Genomic DNA, 22,922 nt, shown 5'->3' with positions numbered 1-22,922 from the left:
CCTCCCCCAGCGGCGGCAGGGTCCGGGCGGCCCACCGCGGCGCACATCTGCTGCAGCCAACTCGACCGTAACGCAAGCGACTTCGAAATGTCCGGCGAGTTCACGCTCGCCTGCGGCCCGGCGCTCCTTCGGGGAGCCGCAGGTGGAATCGTCCACCTGCAGGTACACACTGTCGATGTTGCCGCCCCGGCTGACGCAGACGTGGGTCTCGGAGTGCTGGGTGATGTGAGCGTTCGTGCTCCCGGGCGTTGCCGATGCGCCGGCCCACGGCAAGCGGAGCCATGGACACGGTGGCGCTCACAGGTCCAGGATCGTCGCCACCAGTTCGCGGCGGCTGCGGACACCGGTCTTCGCGAAGACGCCCTTCAGGTGGTCCTGCACGGTGGCTGCGGTGATGTGCAGTTCCTCGGCGATGATCCGCGACGGCAGGCCGGCGACGACCCGCGCCAGGACGTCCCGCTCGCGCGGCGTGAGCCCGTACGCGAGCAGCAGCACCTCGGCCACGTCGGCGGCCGGCGCCGGGTGCATCGTCACGGCGACGGGCGCCCGGTCCGGGCCACCGCTCAGCGGCGAGGCCTGGACCGAGAGCCACCGGCCCGACCGGCCGCGGATCCGCCCGTATGCCGGCAGCGCCGCACCCCTCCCCCGCGCGGCGACGTCCAGGACCGCGATCGGCAGCCCCGCCCCCGAGGCGACCAGCTCCTCCCGCCAGAGTTTCGCCGCCGAATTCTCCGCGAGCAGCCGCAAGTCTTGGTCGAACAGGAGCACACCCGCCTCGGCCGGGCCCGGAGCGGCATCGCCGGGTACCCGGTGGAGGGCACGGCGCAGGGCCGCAGCCACCGGGGCCGACAGCCTCCGCAGAACATCGACATCGGCCGGGGTGAAGCCGGGCCGCCCGCCCCCGCGGAACAGGGCGATGGCGCCCCAGCACCGGCGGTCCACCACGAAGCTCGCTCGCAGCTCGTGCCGCGCGTCGATCATCGGTAGCACGGCCCGGTAGCGGTGGCTGGACTCCGGGTCGCCGCCGGTGGCCGCACTGAGCGTGCCCGCGGACACCTCGGAGCGGGCGAGCACCGCGAACTTCAGTACGTCGTCCACCAAGTACTCGTTGTGCGCGGCGGCTGCGGCCGCGCTCGCCGTGAGCCCGACACTCACGTCGTCGGTGATCAGCAGCGTCGTCGGGTCGATCGTGCCGAAACAGTAGGAGTCGGCCGGGACGAGCCGCGTCAACCGCTCGGCGATCCGGCGTCGCAGCTCCCGGGAGCCGAGGTCGAGACGGCAGACCGCCTCGATGTCACGCACGGTCTCGCGCTGGGCCATCGGGGAGCTCACCGGCCGAACGGTATCCCAGAAGTGTGGGAAGGACGCGCGGCTGCCCCGACGCCTACCTTGGTCCGGAAAACCAAAGCACAGGAGGTATCGAGGAATGTCCCCGTCCCTGCTCACCGTCGGACTGGATCCCGCGCTGGTGGACGACGCGCCCTCGTCGCGGGCGGCGTTCCCCGAGGTCGACGCCGAAGTGGTGCGGGCCGGCGTGGCCGCCGGCCGGGCCCGGCTCGAGGAGCTCGGCTTCACTGTCGACGTCTGCCTGCTCGACTACGGCCGCACGGCCGAGGCGGTCTACCGCGCCGCGCTGTCCGTCAAGGACTACGAGATCGTGATGATCGGTGCCGGCATCCGGCTGGATCCGGCGCTTACCCCGCTCCTTGAGGTGCTGGTCAATGCCACCCACGAGCTGGCACCCGGTGCGAAGCTCTGTTTCAACGTAAGCCCATCGACAACCCCCGAGGCCGTCCAGCGGTGGTGGCCCGAGCGCAAGCCACTTGTCCAGGGCGCGTAGCTTCGCCGGGCGGTGGTTCCGCGGCGGCCCTCAGCGACGTCGCCGGCACCAGCGGCCGGATCATCTTGGGGACCCTCATCGCCGGGGAGCATGCATTCCCCAGTCGTGCGAGCCGACCGGGCCGTGAGCGGCGGTCCATCCCCTGCCGTCCTGCCGGTCGCGGCCGCTGAACCAGACGCCGACCCGGGCCCGGCGCCGTCGTCGAAGGTGACATCGCCCGCGTCGGGACTCCAGCGGCCGATCACGGAGACGTCACTGACCGACTCGTACACGCGGTCGGGGCGGCGTCGACCCATGTACGTGTGGTGAAGGCGAAATCGGCTGCTTCCCGAGTCCCCAAGGGGGCGTGCTCGCTGGCCGTGGCGTTCAAGTCCTCCTGCGGGGCGCGTGCGGAATGCCGGAACGGCTGCGCTCACTTCATCCACGGTCTGGACCGGGCAGCCAGACCCGCCGTTGCCTATCCACAGCTGGGTCAGGCTACGTGTTCCCGCCCGGCCCATACTCGGATCCATGAACGGAAAATCGCAGCTCGGGGAGTTCCTGCAGGCGCGGCGATCCCAGCTGCGCCCGGAGGACGTCGGGGTACCCACCTACGGGGAACGCCGGCGCGTGCCAGGGCTCCGGCGCGAGGAACTGGCACTGCTGGCGGGTGTGAGCGCCTCCTACTACACCCGGCTGGAGCAGGGGCACTCGCTGAGCGCCTCCGCCGAGGTCCTGGACGCGATCGCCCGGGCTCTCCGGCTGGACGAGTCCGAACGACGGTACCTGCACGACCTGGGACGGGCCGACAGAAAACGCGCCCGCAGCCGGCGACCCGCACCGGAACGACTGACGGATGCCACACGTCAACTGCTGGACGTGCTGGCGGATGTCCCCGCGCTGGTCCTCGGCCGGCGCAGCGACGTGCTGGCGTGGAACCACCTGGGCCACGCACTGTTCGCCGGGCATCTGGACCCCGGCGCGCCATACCGGCCGACACAGCGCCCCAACATGACCAGACTGGTCTTCCTCGACTCCCACACCCGTGACCTGTACGCGGACTGGCCGAGCAAGGCCAGGGCCGTGGTCGGCAATCTGCGCCTGGTGGCGGGCCGGCATCCCGATGACGCGGCGTTGCACGCGCTGGTGGGCGAACTGAGCGCGAAAAGCACCGAGTTCGCCTCGATGTGGGCCGATCACCGGGTGAAGGCGTGCACCGTCGCCACCTACGCGATGCGGCACCCGCTGGTCGGGCCGCTGACCGTCGTACAGCAGACCCTGAGCCAGGGTCCCGGCCCCACCCTCGTGGTCACCACCACGGACACGGGCTCGGCCTCACGGGCCGCGCTCGCCCTGCTCGCCCAGGCCGTCAGGCAGGACAACGTCCCGGCCGAGCCGGCGCGGACGAAGTCCCGGACCGGCACCGGCTGAGCTGACACGACCGCACCGGGCACTCCGCACGCCCCGCGCGGACCTGTTTCGTCCGGGCCCGGCCAGCTTGCGGCCACTGCACGAAACACCCCCAGGAGCCGCACGGCCCCGGGCAGAACCCACCAGCAGCAGCCCGCGCGTCGGCGCGTTGCTGCCGCATGCCCGCAAACCAGTGAAGGAACCATGTTCAAGAAGCTCTCCATGTCCGTCGCGCCGGTGACCGTCCTCGTCGCGGCTGCCGCCGCAGCGCTCAGTCCGGCACCGGCGTCGGCCGCCTCCCCGCCGCTGAGCGGCGCACGGATCGCCACGCACTTCGACCTGTCCAAGGGGCAGATGCCGGAGAACATCGCCCTGGCACCGTGCGGTACCGCGTACGTCACCTTCGCCGCAGGCCGGCAGATCGCCGAGATCTCCCCCAGGGGCACCACTCGGATCCTGGCCACTCTGCCCAAGCCCGCAGACGGTGGTGTCCACACCCCGGTCCTGGGCTTCCCGCTGACCGTCGGCATCGTCCGGGCCGGCGACGGCACCCTGTACTTCCTCTACGCCACCGGTACCTCCGACCTCACCGGCGTGTGGCGCCTGCGTCCCGGAAGCCGGCCGCAGCGGATCGCCCCGCTGCCCGCCGACGGTCTGCCCAACGGCCTGGCGCTGGACGCGCGCACCCGCACCCTCTACATCACCGACTCCGTACGAGGCGTCATCTGGAGCGTGCCCACCAACGGCGGCTCGCCCAGGACCTGGTCCGCCGCGCCCCAGCTGGCCTCCACCGGTTTCCTCGGCGCCAACGGGCTGAAGATCCACAACCGCGCGGTGTGGGCCACCAACCTCGACAAGGGCACCGTCCTGCGTATCCCGATCCTCCCCGACGGCGGCGCCGGCGAAGTCCGGACCAGGGCCACCGGTCTGACGGGGATCGACGACTTCGCCTTCACCGGCCGCGGCGACCGGCTGCTGGCCGCCCTCAACGGCCCGAGCGAGGTCGCGCTCGTCCAGCCCGACGGCAGCCACTCCATCGTGCTGAGCGAGGCCGACGGCCTGCAGAACCCCACCGCCGTCGCCGTGCGCGGCGACACCGTCTACGTGCCGAGCGCCGCCTACGTCACCGCCAAGGACCCCAACCTGCTCCTCGCCCACCTGCACGACCGGGGCGCGTAGGCCGCGCTCCCAGACCCTGGGAGCACAGGCACACCTCGCGTCCGAGGCGGAGCACACGGGCTCGTCGTCCCGGGGCAGGCCCGTACCGCCGGCCTCCGGGCCCCCATCACGCCTCCGCCCCCCACACACCCGCAATCCACGGAGAGACACCATGCAGGACACACACGAGATCACCCTGGGCGACGTCACCATCACACGGGTCGAGGAGATGCACGGGCCGATCATGCCCGTGGACCAGTTCTTCCCGGACCTGCCCGAGCAGGCGTGGAAGGACCAGCGCGAGATGCTCGTGCCCGACCACCTGGGCGCCGACGACGCCATGGTGCACGTCGCCCTGCAGAGCTGGCTGCTGCGCAGCGGTGGCAGGACCATCCTGGTCGACACCGGCATCGGCAACGACAAGTCCCGCCCCGCCGTCGAGGCGTGGGACCACCTGCACCTGGACTACCTCGGCACCCTCGCCCACGCCGGCGTGCGGCCCGAGGACGTCGATCTCGTGGTCAACACCCACCTGCACGTCGACCACGTCGGCTGGAACACCCGCCTGCTCGACGGCACATGGGTGCCCACGTTCCCGAACGCCACCTACCTCATGCCCAAGACCGACTTCGAGTTCTGGAACCCGGCGAACAACCCGAACATCACCGGCGGCGTCAACGAGAACGCCTTCGAGGACAGCGTCGCCCCCGTACACGCCGCCGGTCAGGTCCAGCTGTGGGAAGGCAGCCACACCATCGACGCGGCTCTGCGCCTTGAGGCGGCTCCCGGCCACACCCCCGGCTCCAGCGTCATCAAGCTGGAATCCGGCGGCGAACGGGCCCTGCTCGCGGGTGACGTGATGCACACCCCGCTGCAGGTCACCCACCCCGACCACAACAGCTGCTTCTGTGAGGAGCCGGCACAGGCCCGCACGACCCGCCGCCGGCTGCTGGGCTGGGCCGCCGACAGCAACGCCCTCGTTCTGCCCGCCCACTTGAGCGGCCACAGCGCCCTGGAGGTCGAGAACAGGCCCAGCGGCTTCGTGATCAGGAAATGGGGGCCGTTCCCCCGGTACTGACACCGGGTCCCCATCCGCCGCCGCTCCGGCCCCGCCCGGTCCGGAGCGGCGGCGGCCTCACCGGATCAACCAGCAGCGACGAGGCACGACATCACGCCCGCCGCATCGCCCATCGTCATCACCGCGCCGGGTCCGGTCCGGGGCCGCCGCGGTGAGCAGGGCCTGGTCTTTCTCCACGTGTCCTATGCCGCAGAGCTCACTCGGTGGTGAAGTAGTGGCCCTGCTCAAGGTCGGCGATGAGACCGGGATGCGCCGGCTCCCAGTCCAGCAACCTCCGGGTGTCCGTGTTCGACATCGTGATGTCGAGCGTCATGAAGGGAAAGGCCTTGAAGTGGTCCGCGGCCTGCTCGGCCGGGATGCTCACGGCCGGGAGGTCCAGGTGGCGACCGATGGTTTCGGCGATCTCGCGCACTGTGATGCCCTCTTCGGCCGCGGCGAACAGCTGGGCCCCGGCCGGGGCCTTCTCCAGCGCCAGCCGGTAGAGGCGGGCGACGTCCAGGGCGTGACCGGCGGGCCAGCGGTTGGCGCCGTCGCCGACGTAGCCGGAGACGCCGGTGTCGCGAGCGATCTTGATCAGCGTCGGGATGAAGCCGATCCTGTCCCGCGTGCTGTGCGTGACCGGCGGGATCGCGACGAGTACGGTCCGTACCCCTTTTTCGGTGAAGCCGGCCACCGCACGTGCGACGGCGGAGCGGGGATTGGCGTCGATCATCGCGTCGCGTTCGGGGTCTCCGGTGCGCGTCAGGCCGATCCCGATGAAGGTCTTGCCCGTGCCGGCCAGCGCCTCGCCGAGCGCCTGCACCACACCCAGGTCGGTGGCCACCGCTCCGGCGAAGTTCCCGGCGTTGACGGCGTCGTGATTGAACGCGAGGTGGATGACGGCCTCCGCGTTGCTCGCGGCTTCTCGCAGGCCGTCCAGGTCATCCAGATCGCCGCGGCACACCTCGGCGCCCAGGGCCTTCACCGCGGCGACCGACGTTTCGGAGCGGGCGAGGCCGACGACACCGTGCCCTGCTTGGAGCAGTTCGGGGACGACAGCCGAGCCGATGTGGCCGCTGGCGCCGGTGACGAAGACGCGCATGAGTAGCTCCCTGGACGTGGGTCACCCCCATAGACGGGGCAACGTGATGTGACTTGGTACCGTCACCGTAGCACCATGACGGTACCGAGTCACATCACTCGTGTCACTCCGCCGGCCCGGCCACCGGTCCTCACACACTGGAGCGCAGCTGAAGGACGAGGCCGGCGAAGGGCACCCGCTCTTCGGGAGGCCGGTGACCGCACCGGCCCGCGGCCTCCGCGGCCGCCGCTGCGATGCGGCACTGTTCGGCATCGAAGGAGCCCCCCACCCACTTCGCCCAGGTGCATCCCACCTGGCGCTCAGCCCCGATACGCCTCCGTGGTCCTGAACGGAGTTCCTGCCGCCACCGCTGTTCGGCAACCTCGCCGACCACGCTCACTGACCATTAAGCTCGACGGACCTGCTTGCACAGAACGCCCTGGCGCACCTGCTACAAACTGATCAGCGGGTTCGTCATCCTGTCCCGCCGTTGTGTCGTCCAACGCTCGCAGGCCTTGATCACGCACGCCCGCCCCGTCAGACGCGGGACCGTCAACGGCTGATCCATCGCTCGGCATCGCTGATCACCTGGGCCGCGATCACGCTCATGACCAGGCGCACCACACACCGGGCATCCCCCAGAAGCGGGCAGCCGGCCTCCCGCGAAGCTGCAGGACTGAGCCCTCCTGGAGACAGTGGCCCGCGCCTCCACCCAGGGCTCCCGGGCAGCAGCCGATCTCCCATGGCACCGGCTCGTGAGCGGCAAGAAGCACTGAAGAGCTTCCAGTGCCCCTCGGACAACCCTTCGACGGCGCCGTCGGCACTGTGATGGCGGTCTGCTCGTCCATCGCATACGCCGGGCCCCCGATCCCGGCTGCCTATCGCTCCGCCGCGGCCATGGGCTTCTCCGGACAAGCTGGATGGTCCAGGTGCGGGAAGATCGAAAAATTCACCACCCCCGGCGAGCGCCCGGGGCTCTTCGCGAGGTCAGGCGGAAAGGACGCGCCCTCGGGTGGTGACGTTGGGGAGCTGGTTCATCTCCGCGAAGGCTCGCTGGTCGTGGGCCGGTACCACGACCAGGTCGGGGATGCGCCGCATGACCGAGGCCATACGGAGGATGTTCTGTCGGTTGCCCTCGGCGTCGAAGTCGCCCAGGCGCCGGATGAGGTAGGGCCTTTCCAGGCGGCGTGTGAGTCCTTCGCGCTGCCACACGAGGTCCCCGACGAGGGCGTAGCGCACCTGGTGGGGCAGGGTGACGAACACGATGACGCTGCCCGGGGTGTGTCCGGGGGCGGGCACGCAGACGATCGAGCCGTCGCCGTAGACGTCGTGGTGGCGGGGGAAGCCGAGGTAGGGGCCGCCGTCGAAGGTGAACTCCTGCCAGTTGAACGGCGTTTCGCGGAAGTAGCCACGGAAGTTGCCGAAGATCTCCGGGTTGTAGAACGCCGCCCGGTCACGCCCGGAGACGAGGACCGGCAGGCCGGGGAAGTCCGGGATACCGCTCATGTGGTCCCAGTGCGCGTGGGTGAGCAGGATGCCGGACAGCCGGGCGAAGTCATAGCCCGCCGCCTCCAGCTGCTCGACCGCGGGCTTCCAGACCTCGTACTTGGTCAGCTTCTGGAACAGGCGGGGCATGGTGGCGAACTGCCTGGCGATGTCGCGCCCGAAGCCGGAGTCGACCAGGAGGTCGCCCTGCGGGTGCTTGATGAGTGCGGCGCCGATGTAGAAGTCACGCTTGTCGAAGAAGGAGCCGCCGGTGTACGCGTAGGCGGCGACCCTGTTGTTGACGCCGGTCGGCACCGCCACGAGGTCCATCCCGGCGGGTGGTTCGGCCTGCGGGACCGGGACGGACTCGGGCAGCGGGGCCGGCTCGGGAAGCCCGGCCGGGACGAGGCCGCGGACCAGGCGAGCGGTGGGCACCGCCGCTGCAGCGGCTACGAAGGGCCACTTCTTCATGATTCCTGCCTTTCCGGCGCACCAGGTGCGCCTGGGACGGGGACTCCCCTGCCCCCGGGCAGAGGCGCGCACGACGGTTCCCGCCGCGGGGGGCTTCTGCGGTCGGAGACGCTCACACCGAACCGATGACCGTCCGTCTTTCGTCTCCTCCGTCGGGATCGGAGCGACGTGCCCCGCTCGGACCAGCTCCGCCAGACCCGCGTGCCGCGCGTCGCGCGTCGCCGACGGTCGAGAGGTCCCTCACCTCGGCTCGCGGTGTGAGGTAGCGTCGTCCTCGGAAACGGTGAACCCGGCCCCCTGCTCGTGTCGCGCTGACCGGGCCCGGCACCAGGGCTACTGCTCCAGGCCGACCGCGTTCGACGGCACGTCGAAGGCGGCCAGGGTCAGCGAGACACCGGTGAACCAGCCCATCAGCACGGTCACGTCGACGATGCCCTCCTCACCGATCGTCTCCTTGGCCCGCCGATACAGGCCGACGGGAATGACCCGCGGCTGCAGGAGAGTTGCGGCGAGCTCGTAGACGAGCTGCTGGCGGGGGTCGTCGAACGAGGTGGGCAGGCCGGCGATCAGGGCCTCGACCTTCTGCGGGTCCAGACCTCCCACCGCCACGCCGATCTTCTCGTGCTCATAGTTGGCGTAGGCCGCCGGCCAGCGGCCGGTGACGAGGTTCGTGACGATCTCGATCTCCGCCTTCGACAGCGACGAATCCGTCTGGAAGTACGCTCCCGTCGGCACGATCGCCTTCAGCAGCCCGGGGTTGGCCAGCCAGATCTTGTGCGGTCCGGGCACCAGACCGCACAACTGCAGCGTGTAGTCGTACGCGCTGCGCATCTCCGGCGGCATCTCCTCGACGGGCGTCTCCACGTAACGGCCGGACGTACCGAAGTCCGCGGGGTCTTCGAACACGGCGGTTTCCTCCTCTGCGGCCTCTGGGGCCTCGTCGTCTGTCGACGCCGTGAGCTGCTCAGACGCCGTTCTTCGTCTCCTCGCCCGGGCTTCGCGCCGGCACGTCGTAGGCGTTGAGTACGGTGCCGAGCGCCAGGTAGTGGATGGTCACGAACACGATGGTGTCGAGGGCCCGCTGCCCCCGTGTCTCCACGACGGTGTCGTACAGCGGCCCCGGCAGCGGACCTGACGCGCACAGGGCGGTCGCGACGTCGGCGGCGAGCGCCTCCTCCTCGGTGAGGTCACAGGGACGGCCGCCCGCGCACAGCGCCGCCACCTGGTCCGGCCGCAGTCCGGCCCGCGCGCCAAGCCTGGCATGCGTGTACATCTCGTACGTCACATTGAAGCGCGCTCCGATCGTCAGGACGACGACGTGCCGCGCACGCTCGGAGAGGCCGGGCAGCCGCTGGACCAGATCGATGAAGCGGGCCAGCGGTTCTGCCAAGTCCGGGAAGTGGAGCATCACTCCCCAGGGCCCAAGAAAGGCGCCGTCGGCGTCGCGCACCTCGAATCCCGCGTACTCATCGGCGTCGACCATCGCCTCGAATGCCTCGTACAGCGGCCGTTGCCCGGGAGTCAGTTCGTCGGGGCGGACCAGCGGCAGCCGCATGACGACCTCCTCTCTGAGAGGGAAGCGACATAAAGACGAACGGTGGATGTGCCGGAGCGCCCGGCTACTGCGCGCGCGACCGCACGGCCGAGATTGCGTCCTCCACCTCTGTGATCGCCTGGCGTGCGACGACGGCGAAGCCGTCTGTGTTTTCCGGTTCGGTCCACCGCTCGTAGGCCATCTTCAGTGCCAGGATGCCCAGTTGCGCGCTCACCTCGGCCAGCGGGCCGGGGGCGCCGCGGCGCTCCATGGCCGCCGACAGCGCGGCGGTCAGGCTCATGCTCTTGAGGCCCTCTCGCTCTTGGAGGTCGGGATGGGCGTCGATCACCGTCCGTCTGCGGGCCACTGCCGAGCGACGTTCGGATATGAAGACCTCTTGGCCCACTGCGTCAAGGGCGTACCCCATCACCTGGAGCGGGCCTGCCTGGGGCGGGGCTGCGGCGATCCCGGCCAGCAGCGGCTCCAGCAGCGCGTCCTCGCCGAAGAGTACGTCGCGCTTGTCCTTGAAATGCCGGAAGAAACTGCTCTTGGCGAGACCGGCACGTTGCGCGATGTCCTGCACGGTCGTGTTCTCGTAGCCGCGCTCGGCGAAGAGTTCGAGCGCGGCCTCGGACAGTCGTTGCGACGCATTGGGTTCCCAGCGAGCCATGGCCCCATCCTATGGGACTTTGTCTCATCACGATGTACAGTGACGAGACAAAGTCCCATCAGTAGGAGTGGAGCTTCCCCATGAACCGAGCCGTGGTGCACCAGGCGTTCGGCGGGCCCGAGGTCCTTGAGCTGCGTGAGACCCCCGAGCCGCACGCGAAGGCGGGCGAGCTCCGCGTGAAGGTGGCCGTGGTCGGCCTCAACCCGATGGACTGGATCCTCACCTCGATGCCCGAGATAGCCGAGCAGTTCGGCATCTCCCTGCCAGCCGGCTTCGCAACCGACTTCGCCGGCACCGTGGACGAGGTCGGCGAGGACGTGACCGGCTTCGCCGTGGGCGACCGCGTCTACGGCGGCGCGCTGGGCCGGGCCGCCGCCGACCACGCGGTGGTCAACCTCGCGACGGACACGATCCTGCACACGCCCGAAGGGATCAGCGATGAGGTCGCCGCCACGCTGTCGGTAGCCGGCATGACAGCCTCGGCCGCCCTCGCGGCGATCGACGTGCAGGCCGGCGACACGGTGCTGATCGGGAACGCCTCCGGCGGCGTGGGCGTGCTGGCCGTCCAGCTCGCCAGGCTCGCCGGCGCCCGGGTGATCGGCACCGCTTCCAAGTCGACCTTCGACTTCATCGGGCATCTCGGAGCAGAAGGCGTGACCTACGGCGATGGCCTGGCCGACCGAGTGCGTGAAATCGCTCCCGACGGGATCAGCGCAGCCACCGACCTGTTCGGCACCGAGACCGCCGAGGCCGCCCTGGCCCTCGGCGTACCCGCCGAGCGGATCTCCACCATCGCCGCGGGTCCCAACCCGCCCGGCGGCGTCAAGGCCACCGGCGGCGTCAATGCCACCCCCGAGGACCTGAAGCGGATCACCGACAGCATCGTCGCCGGTGAGATCACCGTGCCCATCGCGGCCACCTTCCCCATCCGGCAGATCCAGGACGCCGTGCGGCAGCAGGCCGACCGTCACGTCCACGGGAAGATCATCATCACCCTCTGAGCACGTGGCATGGGCCGTGCCTCCCGAAGAGCGGGAGGCACGCGTCAGCCCGCAAACGCGGCAAGACCACCGGTGGCGCGGGCGTGACCGACGAGTCCGCGCCGTCCATGACCGTCCACCTGCGCGATCAGGAGATAGGCCTGCGCATCGAGCGGCTCGTCATCACCACGGGCGTGGAGAAGGACCAGCACCCGTCACTCCAGCAGTCTGACGGTACCAAGACACATCACCTATGCTGTTCCCATGAGCCGATGGGAGCCGAACGCGCGGGAACGGCTGGTGCGCGCAGCACTGGACCTGTTCAGCGAGCAGGGCTACGACAGCACCACGGTCGCCGAGATCGCCGAGCGGGCCGGTCTGACCAAGACCACCTTCTTCCGGCACTTCCCCGACAAGCGGGAAGTGCTGTTCGCCGGCCAGGACGTCCACAGCCGGCTCCTCGCCGAGGGGATCGCGGCGGCACCGGCTACGGCCACCCCCCTCGGGGCGGTGACCGCGGCGCTCGATGCTGCCACCGTCACCTTCACGCCCGAACAGCGCGAGTTCGGCCCCCGGCTCAGCGCGGTCATCGCCGACAACCGTGAGCTGCAGGAGCGCCAGGTGTTCAAGCACGCCGGCCTGGCCTCGGCCATGGCCGAGGCACTGTGCAGGCGCGGCGTACCTGCCCCGACCGCTGCGCTCGCCGCCGACCTCGGCGTCCGCGCCTTCTCCCGCGCCTTCGCCTGCTGGAGCGATCCGGCCAACCGGCAGACCTTCACTGAACTCGCGCGCCAGGAGCTCGAGGAGCTGCGCGCCGCGGCTGCCGCGCTCGGCTGAGACCCCAGCCCCCGCCCCGCACGCCGCGCCCAGCGGCGCGGTCCACCAGTACCGTGCACACATCGAGACGGACCGGCACCTCGCCCGGCGCCCGCACGTGCGCGCACTCCGCCGCAGATGTCGGCCACACGAGGCGAACCCGCATCGCCCACGTCACGTCGCCCCTTTTCCGACACCGCCCGGCGGGCGCCTGGCGGAGGAACGAGGAGAACTGGTGCAGGCATGAGGGAGAATGCGCGTTACTCGAAACTGGCCGCCGTCGGGGCCGCATTGAAGGCGTACGTGTGTGCGCGTGTGCGTCATATATGGGCGACCTCAGTCGCTTCGGTCGCTGACGGGGCGGGCGTCACCCATCTGACCAGAGGTTTTGTCGAGACCGTCGGGCGCCGATCGACCGGCCTGGGTCGCTGCCCCTGTCGTTCGGTCGCTGCCGGCACCGCCGGCCGCTCCATCGACGCGCTTCACTTCTGCCGCGGGCCCGGCTCAGCCGGGCCCGGCCGTCCGTCTAGAAGGCTGCTGAAAATCTCGGGTTCTGGCCCCGGCTCGGTGGAGTTGGGGCCAGTCTTGTAGGCATGCAGGGGGAGTGGGCCGGGGAGATGGTCGGGCCGGATGTGTGGGAGACCTGCCGGGAGTTGATCCCGGCGGGCAGTGTGTTCGCGTTCCTGGCCGAGCACCGGGAGGTGCTGTTCCCGCCGGGGATGTTTGCGGATATGTACCCCTCGTCCAACGGCCGTCCGAGTCTGCCGCCGCAGGTGCTGGCCGCCACGGTGGTGCTGCAGAGCCTGCACGGGCTGTCGGACTTCGAGACGGTTCAGGAACTGCGGTGTGACCTGCGCTGGAAGGCGGCCTGCGGGCTCGGCCTGTACGACACCGCGTTCGATCCCTCGCTGCTGACGTACTTCCGGCGCCGTTTGCGTCACTCGGCCGATCCGACGCGGATCTTCACCAAGGTCAAGGAGGTCGTGGCCGCGACCGGGGTACTCAAAGGCAAGCAGCGGCGAGCGCTGGATTCGACTGTGCTGGACGACGCGGTGGCCACCCAGGACACCGTCACCCAGATCATCTCCGCGATCCGCCGGGTGATCCGCGAGGTCCCCGCAGGCGAGGAGACCGCGGCGCGGTGGTGCCACGCGCACGACTACACCGACCCGGGCAAGCCGAGGATTGCCTGGGACGACGAGGCCGCCCGCGCCACGCTGGTCGACGCGCTGGTCACCGACGCGATCAACCTGCTCGGACACCTGCCCGAGCAGGAACTGGGCGAGAAGGCGGCGAACGCGGTGGGCCTGCTGGCCCTGGTCGCGGGCCAGGACGTGGAGCCGGCCGAGGACTCCGACGGACGCGACGGACGCTGGCGCATCGCCCAGCGCACGGTCGCGGACCGGACCGTGTCCACCGTCGATGCGGACGCACGCCACATCCACAAAAACCGCACCCGCCACCAGGACGGCTTCAAAGGGCATGCGTCCTTCGAGCCGGAGACCGGGCTGTTCACCGCGGTTGCCCTCACCAGCGGCTATGGCCCCGACAACCACGAGGCCGCTGTCGCCTGCGCTCTGCTGGCCGACGAGAACGAGGGCTAGGAGTTAACCGTGCTCGGCGATTCCGCCTACGGAACCGGCGACCTGCGCGCCCGGTTGCAGGCAGATGGCCACACCCTGGTGATCAAGCCGCCACCGCTGCGGCAGGCCATCCCCGGCGGCTTCACCATCGACGACTTCCTCATCGACTCGGCCGCCGGCACCGCGACCTGCCCCGCCGGACACACCGCCCACCTCGGACAGGTCAAAGCGGACGGCGCCCGCACCGCCCAGTTCAAGCGCGTGTGCACCGACTGCCCCCTGCGCGGACGCTGCACCACCTCCAAGACCGGACGCACCCTCAACGTCCACGCCCGGCACGAACTGCTCACCGCAGCCCGTCACCAGGCTGCCACCGACCCCGCCTGGCAGGACGAATACCGCCGATGGCGGCCCCCGGTCGAACGCGCCATCGCCTGGCTGGTCGCCAAGGGCAACCGGCGAGTCCCCTACCGCGGCGCCATCGCCAACAACCTCTGGCTCCACCACCGCGCAGCCGCCCTCAACCTCCGCCGACTGATCAACCTCGGACTCGCCCGGGCCAACGGCAGCTGGCACCTCACCCCGGCCACCGCATAACCAAGAAGGGCCGCCCAGCCCACGGCCGGACAGCCCCACAACAAGATTTTCAGCAGCCTTCTAGTCGAAGCGGCGCGGCGTGCCGCCGCCCCGGCCGGCGGCCCGGCCGGCGGCCCGGATCACCCGGCATCCGAGGATCCCGTTCAGGAGAATGCCCCGACTTGTTGTGACGCCTGCCGCGAAAGGGGCACACCAGTCGGGTGCCAGACCTCCGCGGGGCGCAACGAGCAGCCGGGGCGGTCGGGTGTGCCGGCGGCCGGCCCAGTCGTACACGAACCGGCTCGGCAGAGCGTGCGCGCCATCCGGCGGCCGGGCGCAGCGCGGCCTTTCACTGGTCCGGCAAGACCTTCGTTTCTAACGTTGTACAGACTCTTCAACCGCGGCCCGGCCCATGGCACTCTGATCCGTGGCCCTCCGGCAGACAACGTTGCCAGCCGCTGCCCGTCAGCCACAACGGGCAGCGGCTGTCCGCTCGTTCCCGCAGAAGGAGTACGCGCATGGCTCTCGATCGTCGGCGGCTTCTTCACCGCGGCACCGCGGCTCTCGGCTCGTTGGCCCTGGGCGGTGCACTGCCGGCCCGTGCGGCCGCGCGCGCCACGGCACCGAGCAGCCCTGCGGACAAGACGACCACAGCCGGCGAGGCGTCGACCGTCCCTCCGATGTACCCGCCAGTGGGATGCGGGACAGCCTTCCTCGACCACCGGTCACTGCTCGCGGACCTCCCGGAGCCCGAGTGGTACGAGGCGAACATCCCCTTCGTCGACCTGCCCGACACCGCAATCCGGGACACCTACTACTACCGGTGGCGCGTGATCAAGCATGCCCTCAAGTACACCGGGCCCCAAGAGGGGTGGATCCTCTCGGAGTTCCTGGGCCCGGTCGGCTACTCCGCGCCGCACGGCGGCATCGTCGCCGCTGCCGCTCACCACATCCGCGAGGCACGCTGGCTGCGCGACCACCGCTACCTCGACGACTACATCGCCTACTGGCTGCGTGGCAGCGGCGCAGGACCCAAGCCGGCCACGGACTTCCTCAACAAGAACACCACTGACTGGGCGCACCAGTACTCCTTCTGGATCGCAGACGCCGTCGTGGCCCGGGCCACGGCCGACGGCAGATGGGAGCACGCCCTCGGTCTGCTTCCCGAACTGGAGCGTCAGTGGAACGGCTGGGCCCCGCAGTTCGACGACGAAGTGGGCCTCTACTGGCAGACACCGGTATGGGATGCGATGGAGTACACCGCGAGCTCCTATCAGAGCGACGACCCGTACCACGGTGGTGACGGGTTCCGCCCGACCCTCAACGCCTACCAGTACGGCGACGCCAAGGCGATCGCCGCCCTCCTGCGGCGCCGCGGCCAACGGGGCGACGACACGAAGGCGGACCACTACGACGCCCGAGCCCGTGCCCTGCGGGTGAATCAGGAGCGCCGGCTGTGGGACGAGGAAGCCCGGTTCTACAAGCACGTCATGCGTGAGGGAAATCCCGAGCGACACAAGATCGTCGACCGGGAGCAGATGGGCTTCCTCCCCTGGTACTTCCACATGGCACCGGCGGGCAACGCGGCGGCCTGGTCCCAACTACGCGACCCCCAAGGCTTTTCCGCGCCGTTCGGACCAACTACGGTCGAGCGCCGCAGCCCATGGTTCATGTATCAGGCGCTCGACGGCTGCTGCCGCTGGGACGGTCCGAGCTGGCCGTTCGCCACCAGCCAGACGCTCACCGCCCTGGCCAACCTCCTCATCGACTACCCCGCCCAGTCCCACGTCGACCGCACCGACTACTACGCCACGCTCCGCTCCTACGCCCTGACCCACCGCAAGGCCGGCAAGCCCTACGTCGCCGAGGCGCATCACCCCGACGAGGACCGCTGGATCTACGACAGCCGCGGGCACAGTGAGGACTACAACCACTCCACCTTCAACGACCTCGTGCTCTCCGGGCTGCTCGGAATCCGCCCGCAACCCGATGCCTCCGTCGCCATCGCGCCGCTCGCACCCCTCGAATGGGACCACTTCGCCCTGGAGAACCTCGCCTACCACGGACACAACCTCAGTGTCGTCTGGGACCGCACCGGCCGGCACTACGGGCAGGGAGCCGGACTGACCGTCTGGCTGAACGGCCGGCGAATACACCGGCAGGCCGACCTGAAGCCCGTGACACTCGACATCGACAGGACGGAACAGCACCCCCTCCCCCACGAGGCCGACGACCTGGCCAACGTCGAACAGGAGGGTTGTCCGCTCGCACGCGCCTCATACACGTTTCCCCTCGACAGCCCGGCCAAGGCGATCGACGGACAGGACCTGCACATTGACACGCCGTCATCGCGATGGACCAACTTCGACAGCCCGAACGCCAGCGACTGGCTCACCGTGGACTTCGGGGTCCCCACACCCGTGTCGGACCTGCGGATCTCCTTCTACGACGACGGCGGCGGTGTCCGCACCCCCGACTCCTACGAGCTCGAATACCTGGAGCAGGGCGGGAGGTGGCATCCCGTACCGGGCCAACGCCGTATTCCGGAAACCCCCCGCCGGGGAAGCCTCAACCGGATCCTGCTGGATCAGCCCATCGCAACCACCGCCCTGAGACTCACGGCCGTACGCACGTCGGGTGGCGCCGTAGGGGTCTCTGCCTGGCAGTCATGGCGGACAGAGGACCCCCGTCTCACGATCGCCGTCGAAACACCACCGGACGGCCCCGTCCCGGTGGAACCCGGCAGAGCCGTGGAACTCACGACCGTCATCAGGGCGACAACCACGACTGTCGTCAGCTCAGAACTGATCGTCCCGGAGCGGTGGACGGCAGTCCCCCGGCGCCCGATCCGACCCACCCTGGCAAGGGCGGGAAGGACCCTGCGCACACGCTGGCTGGTCACCGCTCCCGCCGACCTGCCCCACGCCCTGCCTCAGCGCCTACGCCTGCTGGTCCGGTCACGGGGCAAGGGGGCAGAGCAGTTCGTCACCAGCGTCGTCGCGGAAGCGCAGGCCGACTGACGCGACCACCGGCCGGGCACCGCTCCGACCGGCTCACGCACCGTGCCGTCGAGCGGCTTGGAAGCCGCCGCCGGTGAGGTGTCGTCTCCTTCGGCAAGGTGTCGGCGGATCAGCCTCAACAGTCAAACGTGCACTTCGCCGCGCAGGCTCAGAGGACTGACATTGCCACCGCGCTGCTGGCTGGCCGCGCCGTTGTGGATGCCGTGGATGTGCAGGGAAACACATCGCTGTGGCGGGCGGTGTGCAACCACCGGGGTGATCCGGACGCGCTCGATGTGCTGCGGGAAGCGGGCGCCGACCCAGATCGGGCGAACGTGCGTGGAGTCACTCCGCGCCAGCTGGCGGAGCGGACGTGGCGAGGCATGTGAACTGGTGGGCAGGGCCGCCTGGTGTGACCCTGTCTGGCCTCGGTCGCCATTCTGTCGCGTGTGTCTCGGTGATGGCGGGGCGGGTGGAAGACTCGTCGACGATGCCCTTCTCGTCGGCGAACGCGGCGATGAGGGACTGCAGGGCGATGTTGTCGACCGAGCGGGGCAGGCCGCGGCTGGTGAGGGGATCAGGTCGACGGCGTCGTCGGAGAACAGCGGATCGGATCGTCCGGCGATCGTCAGGCGGTGCTTGATGCAGCTGGCGGTCTCGTCCTTCGTGAGGGTCGGCATCTGGTGGCTGATCGAGATCCGCTGGTCCAGGGCCGCCAGGACGCCGTGTTTCATCCGTTTCCGCAAAGTGGGCTGGCCGATCAGCAACTCCGCGAACGGCGTCGTGGAGTCCATGTCGCAGTTGGTCCTGGACCACCACGAGCTCGACGCGATCCGCCCGCTGCGCCGGTCGTCCCAGGTCTGCTGTGCGATGTACTCGCCCTGAGGACGCCTCCCCGGCTCGTCTTCGCAGCGGCCTATGTCACGGACGCCGCGATCCGGGACCCGCTTGCCCTGTCCGCCGGAGACATCTGCCCGTATAATGACTAACTGGTCAGTCATTTTGGAGTGAGGATGGACAGGGATCGAACCCATTCGACGCGAAACTCGACGCGAAAGAGGCCCGGATGCCGGCTGCCGCCGGCCGGAGGACGGGGCCGCGGGGGCAGGACCCTGACGGCATGGCTGCGACGGGCCGAACTGGTGACCCGCGGCCCGGCAGCAGTGGCCTCGACGGCCGCGGTGTTCCTGGCCGCGGGCGCGGTCGGCAGTGCCGCGAACACCCGGGTGGGTCTGGCCATGGCCAGCGGCTGGGTGCTGTTGTTCGGCGTGTACTGCGTGCTCAACTTCTGGCACTGCGGCGAGACGCACTGCGTGGTGACCGGCACCGGGTGGACGGTCCTGGCCCTGCTCGGCCTGGCCGCCGCGGCGCTACCGTCCGCCGGCCTGTCGTGGGCACGGGCCGAGGACATGACCGCTGCGTTCGTGGTGATCCTGGCCGCCGGATACGCGCTGGAATGGGTGGTGGCGGCCCGGACCGGACGCCGCGCCCTGCGGACAGGACGGTAGAGATGCCCAGACTCACCAGCGCCACCCGGTCTGCTCGCCGCGGCCAGATCCTCGCCGCGGCCGCCTCCTGTTTCGCCGGCACCGGCTATCACGCCACGACCATGGCCGACGTGGCCGCGCGGGCCGGAGTGTCCAAGGGCACGCCGTACCTGTATTTCGCAAGCAAGCAAGCCCTGTTCCTCGCGCTGCACGACGAGTGGGACTGCGGCCTGAGCGACCAGGTCGAGCAGGCGATACGGGCGCTGCCCGACTCCAGGCGGTCCTCACCGCGGCAGGTGCTGCGCACCGTCGCGGTCGTGGTCGGCCAGTACGCCACCGCCCACGCCGAAACCTGCCGGGTGCTGCTGGAGGCCGGCACTCTGGCCGCATACGATCCGCAGATCGCCGCCGCCGTGCGCGCCTCCCGGGCACGGACGCACCGACGGCTGGAGGAGCTGTTCGCCGCCGGCGTCGCCGCCGGCGAATGGCCGGCCGACACCGACCCGGCATTGCAGGCCCGCCTGTTCACCGCGAGCCTGGAGGGATTGATGAGCCACTGGCACCTCACGCCCGGAAGCTTCTCCTGGGAGGCGGCCGCCACCGCTCTGACCGAAGGCCGCTGGTCGGCAGCGACCGGCCTCGACCAATGTCCTTGAGCCGAAGCACGATGGTTGTCACCATCGACGCCCACTGATGCCCACCGGCCTCTCCACGACGGCCCTGCGCGCCGGCTCAGCGGGGCTCGCCGAACCAGCGGGCGAGCGCCGGTTCCAGGTCGTCCGAGCCAGCCCAGCACACGTATCCGTCCGGACGGATGAGCATCGGCTCGGTGCCGGCGCCCTGGCCCACCCGGTCCACCCGGTCCGACCAGGGGTCGGCGACCGCGGCGAACATGTCGGCAGGGTCCAGCAGGACGCCATGCCCGGACCGCAGCAGTTCGTGCACCCGGGCCGGACCGAGGTCCACGTCCGGCGCGGGCCGGCCGATGAGCGGATGGGTCTCGGTGCCCGGCATCGGGTAGCGGACGGCCATCCCTGACATCAGGTCGGCCAGATAGTGCTGGACGTCCGGCAGTTGGGCCATGGCCGTGAAGATCTCCCGGGCGGCCAGCACGTCCGGATCGCGGGTGCCGGCCCAGTCCATCAGCAGGCTCTGCGCCCGGACGTTGCGCAACACGGCGGCCCCGACCGGGTGCCGTTCCGCGTGATAGGTGTCGAGGAGGTTCTGCGGTGCCCAGCCGCGCACGGCGGCGCCGAGCTTCCAGCCGAGGTTGAGCGCGTCCTGCATCCCGGTGTTCATGCCCTGCGCGCCGAGCGGAAGGTGGACATGGGCGGCATCGCCCGCCAGGAACACCCGCCCGTGCCGATACCGCTCGGCCTGCCGTGAGGCGTTGGTGATACGGCGGGCGTAGCGCAGTTCCAGCAGCTCCACCCGCGTGCCGAACACGGTGCTCAGGCCGTGGCGGATCTCGTCCTCGGTGACCGGAATCTCTCGGGGCAGTGACTGGCCCGGCCCGCCGAGGACGAGTCGGCGCAGCGGCCTGCCCTGCGGATCGGTGCCGAGCGGGAACAGTGCCGCCCAGTGTCCGTCCTCGTTCCAGGTGTGCGACACCGGCTGGTCGACGCCGCTCAGCCGCACATCGGCGGCCGTGATCGTCAACGTACCGGGCTGACCGGGAAACCCGGCCCGCAGCAGCGACCGTACGGTGCTGTGGGCGCCGTCGGCGGCGACAAGGTAACGGCAGCGGAGGGTGGCGCCGTTGGTGAAGGTCGCGGTGACGCCCTTGTCGTCCTGGACGAGACCGGCCAGTTCGTGGTCCCTGCGGGCGTGGAGGCCCTGCGCGGCCAGGTGCTGCTCGAAGAATCCCTCGATCACCACCTGCGGCACGGACCGCCACGGCAGACGGTGCCGGTCGGAGGGGAGCGGGAGTGCGATGCCGGCGAAGTGGCCGCTGGTGACGGGGTGATCGCCGGTGGCCAGCAAGGGCTCCAGCAGCCCGCGCTGGTCGAGCGCCTCCAATGTGCGCGACTGCACGCCGCCTGCCTTGGACAGGTCACTGCGCTGCGACAGCTTGTCGACCAGCACTGTCGGCACATCCGCCAGCAGCAACTCGTTGGCCAGCGTCATTCCGGTCGGACCTGCGCCGACGATGAGCACTTCGGTGTCCATGGACTCTCCTGTGGTTGTGTCGATCAGGACAGAAGCAACGCTCCGGCGACCGAGCCGCCCGGGCCAGAAACAGGCGCGATGGTGCTGGAATCTGACACCCGTTACCCTCAGCTCGGTGGAATCCGACTACGACGAGCTGGATCGCCGTCTCGTGCACGCCCTGCAGATCGACGGCCGTGCCCCGTTCAGCACCATCGCCGAGGTGCTCGGTGTCTCGGACCGCACCATCGCCCGCCGCTACGCCCGCTTGCGCTCGGCCGGGGCGGTACGGGTGCTGGGCGGCGTCGACCCGACCGCGCTGGGCGCCGTCCTGTGGTTCCTGCGGGTGCGATGCGCGCCCGCGGTGTCTCTCCCCGTCGCCGAGGCACTGGCCAGACGCTCCGACACCTCCTGGGTGAGCCTCAGCTCCGGCGGCACCGAGATCACCTGCGTGGCCCGTACCGAGAGCGAGGCGGACAGTGAGGCACTGCTGCTGTCCAAACTCCCCCGTACCCCGCGCGTCGAGGGCGTGACGGCGCACTCCGTGCTGCACGCCTTCTACGGCGGCCCCGACAACCTGGTCGGAAAACTCGGATCGCTGGACGCACAGGCGATCGAGCGGCTGCGCCCGCCCCCGACGCCGCACCGGCGCGGACCAGTGCGACTCGACGACGGTGACCGCAAGCTCCTCGCCCAGCTCGCCACCGACGGCCGTACCGGGTTCGAACAGCTGGCCGCGGCCACCGGGTGGTCACCGACAACGGTCCGGCGCCGGATGACGGAGCTGCGCGAACACGGACTGCTCTATCTCGACATCGACTGGCGCATGTTCGGCGTGAACGCCCGAACCCTGCTCTGGCTCTCGGTCGCGCCCGCGCACCTGGAGGAGACCGGTCAGGCTCTGGCCGGGCATCCAGAGATCGCGTTCGCCGCCGCCACGACCGGCCCGACCAACCTGTACGCGAGCGTGGTGTGCGCGAACCAGCGGGAGCTGTACCGGTACCTGACCACTCGGGTCGCCGCACTCCCCGCCATCACACACCTCGAGACCGCACCAGTGATCAGGACTGTCAAGCAGGCGGCGAACCAGGCATACCGCCGACCAGCCCCCTGAGCTCTTCTGTGTCGGGAAGGACGCCGCCCTCGAACGCCGCTCCCGACCCGTCCGGATCGGCGAAGCGCCCGAGGAGTCGGGATCTCCATCCTGCAGGGGATCGAGGAGGAACCCCTGGCCGACGAGGAGGGCGCGGCCAGCCGGAACCGGCTGGAGGAACTGCGCCGCGAACTGGCCGACCTGCGCGCCGAGTCACACCAAGGCCGAGACCGTTTCCACGGCGGACGGCGACAAGAAGGTCACCTGCCACCTGTGGGAGGCCATCGCGAATGCGACCAAGCCCGAGCCACGGCGCCTGCACCCGCACCTGCTGACTGCGCGCGCCGTCGAGGTCGGCGCCTCAGGAACCGTCACGGACTCCTCCGCCGGGTTCGGGGGCCACCGCCCAGGCGCGGCGGCGACCATCGGGACGGCGCCGGTGACGCTCACGCCGGCCGCGTACGGCAGCCGGCGGCCGCATCGGATCAGCCGGGCCAGGGCTTCGTGGGTGCCGCCCCGGAATCGGTCCGGATCGGTGTCCGACGCTCACACCCA

At 70.2% G+C, this 22,922-nt stretch carries 20 protein-coding genes and 1 pseudogene; 13 read left to right on the top strand and 8 right to left on the bottom strand.

The features are described from left to right. Positions 1 to 297 precede the first annotated feature (297 nt). Positions 298 to 1,332, bottom strand: coding sequence for a LuxR C-terminal-related transcriptional regulator (locus ACJ9NR_RS38980; protein ID WP_412494467.1), 1,035 nt, complete (start codon positions 1,330 to 1,332; stop codon positions 298 to 300). A gap of 94 nt (positions 1,333 to 1,426) precedes the next feature. Here ACJ9NR_RS38980 and ACJ9NR_RS38975 point away from each other — a divergent pair, with 94 nt between their 5' ends. The 4 genes from ACJ9NR_RS38975 to ACJ9NR_RS38960 all read left to right on the top strand — a co-directional run bounded on the left by ACJ9NR_RS38975 (position 1,427) and on the right by ACJ9NR_RS38960 (position 5,465). Continuing rightward, positions 1,427 to 1,840, top strand: coding sequence for a hypothetical protein (locus ACJ9NR_RS38975; protein ID WP_412494468.1), 414 nt, complete (start codon positions 1,427 to 1,429; stop codon positions 1,838 to 1,840). A gap of 510 nt (positions 1,841 to 2,350) precedes the next feature. Further along, positions 2,351 to 3,250 (top strand): helix-turn-helix domain-containing protein, encoded by a 900-nt coding sequence (locus ACJ9NR_RS38970; RefSeq protein ID WP_412494469.1) that lies wholly within the window; start codon positions 2,351 to 2,353, stop codon positions 3,248 to 3,250. A gap of 183 nt (positions 3,251 to 3,433) precedes the next feature. Beyond that, positions 3,434 to 4,408: an SMP-30/gluconolactonase/LRE family protein gene (locus ACJ9NR_RS38965; protein WP_412494470.1), complete on the top strand. Its 975-nt coding sequence runs from the start codon at positions 3,434 to 3,436 to the stop codon at positions 4,406 to 4,408. A 151-nt stretch (positions 4,409 to 4,559) separates the two neighbouring features. Continuing rightward, positions 4,560 to 5,465: an MBL fold metallo-hydrolase gene (locus ACJ9NR_RS38960; protein WP_412494471.1), complete on the top strand. Its 906-nt coding sequence runs from the start codon at positions 4,560 to 4,562 to the stop codon at positions 5,463 to 5,465. A 196-nt stretch (positions 5,466 to 5,661) separates the two neighbouring features. Here the strand turns inward: ACJ9NR_RS38960 and ACJ9NR_RS38955 are convergent, their stop codons facing one another. The 5 genes from ACJ9NR_RS38955 to ACJ9NR_RS38935 form a co-directional block, all read right to left on the bottom strand. After that, positions 5,662 to 6,546, bottom strand: coding sequence for an SDR family oxidoreductase (locus ACJ9NR_RS38955; protein WP_412494472.1), 885 nt, complete (start codon positions 6,544 to 6,546; stop codon positions 5,662 to 5,664). Positions 6,547 to 7,512: 966 nt separating this feature from the next. Then, positions 7,513 to 8,481: an MBL fold metallo-hydrolase gene (locus ACJ9NR_RS38950; RefSeq protein ID WP_412494473.1), complete on the bottom strand. Its 969-nt coding sequence runs from the start codon at positions 8,479 to 8,481 to the stop codon at positions 7,513 to 7,515. 333 nt (positions 8,482 to 8,814) lie between these two features. Next, positions 8,815 to 9,387: a carboxymuconolactone decarboxylase family protein gene (locus tag ACJ9NR_RS38945; protein ID WP_412494474.1), complete on the bottom strand. Its 573-nt coding sequence runs from the start codon at positions 9,385 to 9,387 to the stop codon at positions 8,815 to 8,817. 58 nt (positions 9,388 to 9,445) lie between these two features. Then, a complete protein-coding gene (locus tag ACJ9NR_RS38940) occupies positions 9,446 to 10,036 on the bottom strand; it encodes a carboxymuconolactone decarboxylase family protein (RefSeq protein ID WP_412494475.1) in 591 nt (196 codons plus the stop codon). A gap of 64 nt (positions 10,037 to 10,100) precedes the next feature. After that, complete coding sequence (locus tag ACJ9NR_RS38935; protein ID WP_412494476.1) at positions 10,101 to 10,685, bottom strand: TetR/AcrR family transcriptional regulator; 585 nt, start codon at positions 10,683 to 10,685, stop codon at positions 10,101 to 10,103. Between the two features lie 80 nt (positions 10,686 to 10,765). Here ACJ9NR_RS38935 and ACJ9NR_RS38930 point away from each other — a divergent pair, with 80 nt between their 5' ends. Then, positions 10,766 to 11,686: an NADP-dependent oxidoreductase gene (locus ACJ9NR_RS38930; protein WP_412494477.1), complete on the top strand. Its 921-nt coding sequence runs from the start codon at positions 10,766 to 10,768 to the stop codon at positions 11,684 to 11,686. A 44-nt stretch (positions 11,687 to 11,730) separates the two neighbouring features. Here the strand turns inward: ACJ9NR_RS38930 and ACJ9NR_RS38925 are convergent, their stop codons facing one another. Then, positions 11,731 to 11,877, bottom strand: a complete 147-nt coding sequence (locus ACJ9NR_RS38925) for a hypothetical protein (protein WP_412494478.1) — start codon at positions 11,875 to 11,877, stop codon at positions 11,731 to 11,733. Between the two features lie 52 nt (positions 11,878 to 11,929). Between ACJ9NR_RS38925 and ACJ9NR_RS38920 the strand changes: the two genes are divergently transcribed. The 7 genes and pseudogenes from ACJ9NR_RS38920 (at position 11,930) to ACJ9NR_RS38890 (ending at position 19,782) form a co-directional block, all read left to right on the top strand. Then, positions 11,930 to 12,502, top strand: coding sequence for a TetR/AcrR family transcriptional regulator (locus tag ACJ9NR_RS38920; protein ID WP_412494479.1), 573 nt, complete (start codon positions 11,930 to 11,932; stop codon positions 12,500 to 12,502). A 572-nt stretch (positions 12,503 to 13,074) separates the two neighbouring features. Continuing rightward, positions 13,075 to 14,661 (top strand): annotated as a pseudogene (locus ACJ9NR_RS38915) (IS1182 family transposase). A gap of 497 nt (positions 14,662 to 15,158) precedes the next feature. Further along, on the top strand, positions 15,159 to 17,660 hold the full coding sequence (locus ACJ9NR_RS38910; protein ID WP_412494480.1) for a discoidin domain-containing protein: 2,502 nt from the start codon (positions 15,159 to 15,161) through the stop codon (positions 17,658 to 17,660). A 128-nt stretch (positions 17,661 to 17,788) separates the two neighbouring features. Next, a complete protein-coding gene (locus tag ACJ9NR_RS38905; RefSeq protein ID WP_412494481.1) occupies positions 17,789 to 18,028 on the top strand; it encodes an ankyrin repeat domain-containing protein in 240 nt (79 codons plus the stop codon). A gap of 253 nt (positions 18,029 to 18,281) precedes the next feature. Continuing rightward, positions 18,282 to 18,524: a hypothetical protein gene (locus ACJ9NR_RS38900; protein WP_412494482.1), complete on the top strand. Its 243-nt coding sequence runs from the start codon at positions 18,282 to 18,284 to the stop codon at positions 18,522 to 18,524. Between the two features lie 257 nt (positions 18,525 to 18,781). Then, complete coding sequence (locus ACJ9NR_RS38895) at positions 18,782 to 19,147, top strand: hypothetical protein (protein WP_412494483.1); 366 nt, start codon at positions 18,782 to 18,784, stop codon at positions 19,145 to 19,147. A gap of 2 nt (positions 19,148 to 19,149) precedes the next feature. Continuing rightward, entirely contained in the window at positions 19,150 to 19,782 is a 633-nt protein-coding gene (locus ACJ9NR_RS38890; protein ID WP_412494484.1) for a TetR/AcrR family transcriptional regulator, read from the top strand. 76 nt (positions 19,783 to 19,858) lie between these two features. Here ACJ9NR_RS38890 and ACJ9NR_RS38885 read toward each other — a convergent pair whose 3' ends face one another. Further along, a complete protein-coding gene (locus ACJ9NR_RS38885; RefSeq protein WP_412494485.1) occupies positions 19,859 to 21,295 on the bottom strand; it encodes an FAD-dependent monooxygenase in 1,437 nt (478 codons plus the stop codon). Positions 21,296 to 21,410: 115 nt separating this feature from the next. Between ACJ9NR_RS38885 and ACJ9NR_RS38880 the strand changes: the two genes are divergently transcribed. After that, positions 21,411 to 22,388 (top strand): Lrp/AsnC family transcriptional regulator, encoded by a 978-nt coding sequence (locus ACJ9NR_RS38880; protein ID WP_412494486.1) that lies wholly within the window; start codon positions 21,411 to 21,413, stop codon positions 22,386 to 22,388. Positions 22,389 to 22,922 lie beyond the last annotated feature (534 nt).

This window comes from Streptomyces sediminimaris (assembly GCF_047049295.1).
GTDB lineage: Bacteria > Actinomycetota > Actinomycetes > Streptomycetales > Streptomycetaceae > Streptomyces > Streptomyces sediminimaris.
This window is presented reverse-complemented; position numbering and strand designations above follow the sequence as displayed.

What these genes read in the sequence shown, in the direction of transcription:
- ACJ9NR_RS38960 (WP_412494471.1), top strand. Translation starts at nt 4,560, where the DNA reads ATGCAGGACACACACGAGATCACCCTGGGCGACGTCACCATCACACGG.
- ACJ9NR_RS38950 (WP_412494473.1), bottom strand. Translation starts at nt 8,481, where the DNA reads ATGAAGAAGTGGCCCTTCGTAGCCGCTGCAGCGGCGGTGCCCACCGCT.
- ACJ9NR_RS38940 (WP_412494475.1), bottom strand. Translation starts at nt 10,036, where the DNA reads ATGCGGCTGCCGCTGGTCCGCCCCGACGAACTGACTCCCGGGCAACGG.
- ACJ9NR_RS38920 (WP_412494479.1), top strand. Translation starts at nt 11,930, where the DNA reads ATGAGCCGATGGGAGCCGAACGCGCGGGAACGGCTGGTGCGCGCAGCA.
- ACJ9NR_RS38965 (WP_412494470.1), top strand. Translation starts at nt 3,434, where the DNA reads ATGTTCAAGAAGCTCTCCATGTCCGTCGCGCCGGTGACCGTCCTCGTC.
- ACJ9NR_RS38890 (WP_412494484.1), top strand. Translation starts at nt 19,150, where the DNA reads ATGCCCAGACTCACCAGCGCCACCCGGTCTGCTCGCCGCGGCCAGATC.
- ACJ9NR_RS38955 (WP_412494472.1), bottom strand. Translation starts at nt 6,546, where the DNA reads ATGCGCGTCTTCGTCACCGGCGCCAGCGGCCACATCGGCTCGGCTGTC.
- ACJ9NR_RS38910 (WP_412494480.1), top strand. Translation starts at nt 15,159, where the DNA reads ATGGCTCTCGATCGTCGGCGGCTTCTTCACCGCGGCACCGCGGCTCTC.
- ACJ9NR_RS38900 (WP_412494482.1), top strand. Translation starts at nt 18,282, where the DNA reads ATGCAGCTGGCGGTCTCGTCCTTCGTGAGGGTCGGCATCTGGTGGCTG.
- ACJ9NR_RS38975 (WP_412494468.1), top strand. Translation starts at nt 1,427, where the DNA reads ATGTCCCCGTCCCTGCTCACCGTCGGACTGGATCCCGCGCTGGTGGAC.
- ACJ9NR_RS38885 (WP_412494485.1), bottom strand. Translation starts at nt 21,295, where the DNA reads ATGGACACCGAAGTGCTCATCGTCGGCGCAGGTCCGACCGGAATGACG.
- ACJ9NR_RS38970 (WP_412494469.1), top strand. Translation starts at nt 2,351, where the DNA reads ATGAACGGAAAATCGCAGCTCGGGGAGTTCCTGCAGGCGCGGCGATCC.
- ACJ9NR_RS38930 (WP_412494477.1), top strand. Translation starts at nt 10,766, where the DNA reads ATGAACCGAGCCGTGGTGCACCAGGCGTTCGGCGGGCCCGAGGTCCTT.
- ACJ9NR_RS38935 (WP_412494476.1), bottom strand. Translation starts at nt 10,685, where the DNA reads ATGGCTCGCTGGGAACCCAATGCGTCGCAACGACTGTCCGAGGCCGCG.